The organism is uncultured Meiothermus sp., assembly GCF_937863175.1.
Lineage (GTDB): Bacteria > Deinococcota > Deinococci > Deinococcales > Thermaceae > Meiothermus.
The window spans coordinates 1-3225 of record NZ_CALMCQ010000349.1; the positions used below are offsets into that span (position 1 = coordinate 1).

Below are 3225 nucleotides of genomic sequence, written 5' to 3' on the forward strand. Positions count from 1 at the left end.
CAAACCCCCCATCGCGCCCGGGCACTTCCAGCAGCCTCGGCACCCCCTCGGGCAGCCGGATCAGGTGCTGCAACAGCCCCTCGCCGGAGGCAAAGTAGAGGGCCTGGGTGGCCAGTTCGGGCAGGGCCTCGGGCCGGATGTGGTCGGTCAGGGGGGCCACCACCTCGGCCAGATAGGCCCCGAAGTACTGCTTCTCGGCCCGGGTGAGCTGGGAGGGCTCCAGAATGTGAATGCCCAGTCCCTCGAGGGCTTTCAGAAACTCCAGGTACAGCCGTCCGGCCTCCTCGGACTGATCCCGGGCCTCACCCATCAGCGCCAGATAGCTGGCACTGCCCCGATCCTCGGCAAAGGCCCGCGAAATCCGCGCTGCGTAAAACTCATCCATATTCGAAGCCCAGATGGCCAGAAAGCGCAGCCGCTCCAGCAGAGGAAAATCGGGCCGTCGGGTCTGCTCCAGCACCCGGCGGTTGAAGGAGAGCCAGCTGGCCTCCTGGGTAAGGTGGGTGGGAACATGGCGCGGCGCTTTAGGTTTTTTGGACATCGCCTCTAAGTCTTGGCGGCTTTTGTCAGGGGACGGCACCGCTTTCTTTTTGCCTCTGGTTCGTTTCATCCCGGACTGAGTGTAACGTGACCCTGGGGGGAGGGGGTAGGGGCGGATAGGGCGGGAGTGCACTGGAATAAAGCATGGCTGCGTCCCAATGGCCCTCGGTTCCTCGGCCTTACGCCCCCCTGACGGGCTGCGCCCAGACTGGGGCCATGACCCCAACTCTGACAGAACTTGAGCCAACTGCGCTAAGGCTCTACGATGGGGCGGTGCGACGTCTGGGCATCGTGGATCTGGGATCGGGAACTGCGCGGCTGGTGGTATATGTCTACGAACCCGGAAAGCAATTCCGGCTGGTGGACGAGATTCGAGAAACGGTACGGCTGGGCGAGGGGCTCGCCACCCAGGGCCGCCTGACCCCCGAAGGAATGCAGCGGGCTTTGTCGGCCCTCAAGCTCTATGCCGATTTTGCCCAGGCTACCGAACTCGACGAGATGCGGGTGATGGTTACCAGTGCTGGCCGCGACGCCGAGAATGGCGCGGAGTTCATGCGCGAGGTGCGCAAGCTGGGGCTCCCGGTACAGGTGCTCTCCGGCGAAAACGAGGCCCGCTATGGGGTGCTTGCGGTAGCCAACTCATTCACCTTCAACGACGCCTGGGTCATGGATCTGGGGGGTGGCAGCGCCCAGCTCTCCCGGATGCAGGCCCGCCAGTACCACCAGGGTCAGGCCTATCCGCTGGGAGCGGTGCGGCTAACCGAGATGTTCCTCAAATCAAATCCGCCCAAAAAGGGTGAGGTGGAAGACCTCGAGCGCTTCGTGCGCAAAGAGATGAAGGACGTGCTGGCCCAGGTGCGGGCAGATCCCCTGCCGCTGGTGGCGATGGGCGGCACGGTGCGCAACCTCGCCAAGCTGGTGCAGAAGAAAAGAGACTATCCGCTCGATCTGGTGCATGGCTATTTCCTGGGCTCTGCCGATCTGGAAGAGCTGGTCGGCGGGCTGGTGCAGCGCAGCACCGAGGAACGGCGGGATATTGAGGGCCTGCAGGCCGACCGGGCCGATGTGATCGCGGCCGGGGGTCTGGTCTACCGCACGGTACTGCGCGAGGGGGGCCTGGAGGGCCTGTGGATTTCAGGGCAGGGGGTACGCGAAGGGGCCTTCTACCACGAATTTCTGCCGCCTCCCCATCTGCTGGGCGATGTGCGCGGCTTCTATGTGCGCAATCTCTTTGCCCGCTATCCGCAGGACTATGGTCACACTGCCAGGGTTCGCAACTTCTGCCGCTTATTGTTCCGCCTCCTGGAGCCGCTGCACGGCTACGGCAAAGCCGAGGAGCAGCTTCTGGACGAGGCCGCGCTGTTGCACGACATTGGCATGAGCGTGGGCTACTACGACCACCACAAGCACGGTGAGTACCTGGTGATGAGCGCAGCCATCCCGGGTCTGACCCACCGCGAGCAGGCTTTGCTGGGGCTTCTGGTTCGCTACCACCGCAAGGGCGAGCCCCGGCCTGGGGTGTATCGGTCGGTGTTGCAGGACGGCGACAACAAGCGATTGTTGCGGCTGGTCAGCCTGCTGCGCATCAGCGAGTATTTGGAGCGCAGCCGGGCCGGGCGGGTTGAAGGGTTGGAGGCAGACCTCGGCCACAAGCAGGTGCGCCTGTCCCTGCGGGCCGCAGAGGAGCCCTGGGTGGAAATTTCCGAGACCAGTAAACAGGCCAGGTTGTTTCAACAAGCCTTTGGGCGCGAACTCCTTGTGGAGTGGAGCCCCCCGGCGTAAACTTGGTTCTCAGCCGGGTGAGAGACTAGAAACACCCCAGTCTGACCAAATGCCATGAAACTCTATCTGGTTCGCCATGCCATCGCTGAGGATGCCCTGCCTGGCCAGTCCGATAATAGCCGCGCCCTCTCGGCCCCGGGTATCGCCCGGTTCAAGCAGGTGGTGCAGGGGTTGGCGCGTCTTGATATCGAGCTGGATCACCTCTACCACAGCCCCAAGCTGCGCGCGGTACAGACCGCCGAGTTACTGGTGCCGCTGCTGAAGGGCGAGACCACCGTGACCCCCCATCTAGCGGTCGGGCCCGGCCCCGAATTGTTGAAAACGATTGTGGGCGAGTCGGTGGCGCTGGTGGGGCACGAGCCCTGGCTGAGCAGTTTATGCGCCTGGCTCCTGACCGGGCACCCGGACGGCGGGCAGTTCCTCTTCAAGAAGGGGGGCGTGGCCTTAATGGAGGGCAGTCCCAGACCCGGCGGCATGAAGCTGGTGGGTTTCTGGTCGCCCAGGGTTTTGCGTCGCCAGGCATAGGCCATTGGGGGCGATAGGTCTCCTGCAAAAGCCGGGTTCTGTCAAAAAAAGTTGCTCAACTCACTCCCGCACTGTGGAGCAGGCCGGGTGGGATCGAGTCCGCGGGACTGGTGAAGGTCGTCGCGGGCAGTCCTTTTTACCGTTCCGACGGTTCAGGGGGATTACGGGATACATCTCCGGGGTATCGCTGGCAAAAAACGTCTCTGGCGAGGCATGAGATCCATGTACGCACCGCCCTGTGCAGGAAGTCTCCCCCGTCAAAACGGGGCATGGTAGGTCTCATCCTCGAAGCAAGAGGCCCGGAGGCTCTCTTTTTGAATCCTGGAGCACACCCCTCCCGGACGGTCGGCGAAAAAAGCGTCTCCCTTCGGTCGGGTT

2 protein-coding genes and 1 pseudogene are annotated in these 3225 nt (G+C 63.4%); 2 read left to right on the forward strand and 1 reads right to left on the reverse strand.

Going from position 1 to position 3225, the window contains the following annotated elements; genetic code table 11:
- Window positions 1-610 (reverse strand): annotated as a pseudogene (locus Q0288_RS13195) (polyphosphate kinase); the annotation flags it as partial.
- Between the two features lie 146 nt (window positions 611-756).
- Here Q0288_RS13195 and Q0288_RS13200 point away from each other — a divergent pair.
- Window positions 757-2322 (forward strand): Ppx/GppA phosphatase family protein, encoded by a 1566-nt coding sequence (locus tag Q0288_RS13200; RefSeq protein WP_299431167.1) that lies wholly within the window; start codon window positions 757-759, stop codon window positions 2320-2322.
- A 54-nt stretch (window positions 2323-2376) separates the two neighbouring features.
- Complete coding sequence (gene sixA / locus Q0288_RS13205) at window positions 2377-2847, forward strand: phosphohistidine phosphatase SixA (RefSeq protein ID WP_299431169.1); 471 nt, start codon at window positions 2377-2379, stop codon at window positions 2845-2847.
- The last annotated feature ends 378 nt before the right edge of the window (window positions 2848-3225 follow it).

Excerpts from the sequence above, each read along its gene's own strand:
- Q0288_RS13200 (WP_299431167.1), top strand. The coding sequence starts at position 757 with ATGACCCCAACTCTGACAGAACTTGAGCCAACTGCGCTAAGGCTCTAC.
- sixA (WP_299431169.1), top strand. The coding sequence starts at position 2,377 with ATGAAACTCTATCTGGTTCGCCATGCCATCGCTGAGGATGCCCTGCCT.